An 800-nucleotide genomic window follows, 5' to 3' on the forward strand; every position below is an offset into this window, starting at 1 on the left:
TCGGGGTGGGTGTCGTTGAAGGACTTCACGGTGGTGCCGTACAACGGGCAGCACCTGGTGTACGCCACGACGCACGACACCGGGTCGTCGTGGGGGTCGATGAACTTCGGTCTGTTCTCGAACTGGTCGCAGATGGCTTCGGCGTCGCAGAACGCGATGTCGTCGGGGACTGTGGCGCCGACGTTGTTCTACTTCGCGCCGCGCAACATCTGGGTCCTCGCCTACCAGTGGGGGCCGACCGCGTTCTCCTACCGCACCTCGACGAATCCGACCAACCCGAACGGCTGGTCGTCGGCGCAGCCGCTGTTCACCGGCAGCATCTCCGGTTCCGGCACCGGCCCGATCGACCAGACCCTGATCGCCGACGACCAGAACATGTACCTGTTCTTCGCCGGTGACAACGGCAAGATCTACCGCTCCAGCATGCCGATCGGGAACTTCCCCGGCAGCTTCGGCTCCAACTACACCACCATCATGTCGGATTCGACGAACAACCTGTTCGAAGCCGTGCAGGTCTACAAGCTGCAGGGCCAGACCCGCTACCTCATGATCGTCGAGGCGATCGGCTCCCAGGGCCGCTACTTCCGCTCCTTCACCGCCACCAGCCTGGGCGGATCCTGGACCCCGCAGGCCGCCACCGAGTCCAACCCGTTCGCCGGCAAGGCCAACAGCGGCGCCACCTGGACCAACGACATCAGCCACGGTGAACTGATCCGCACCACCGCGGACCAGACCTTCACCGTCGACCCCTGCAACCTCCAACTGCTCTACCAGGGCCGCTCCCCCAACTCCGGCGGCGA

At 65.0% G+C, this 800-nt stretch carries 1 protein-coding gene; it reads left to right on the plus strand.

Annotation, left to right across the window (positions count from 1 at the left end; genetic code table 11):
* A partial coding sequence (locus OC439_RS30155; protein ID WP_262016382.1) for a non-reducing end alpha-L-arabinofuranosidase family hydrolase occupies positions 1–800 on the plus strand: 800 nt, incomplete at both ends.

It is taken from the genome of Micromonospora sp. Mcm103 (assembly GCF_024519755.1).
In the GTDB taxonomy this organism is placed as follows: domain Bacteria; phylum Actinomycetota; class Actinomycetes; order Mycobacteriales; family Micromonosporaceae; genus Micromonospora; species Micromonospora aurantiaca.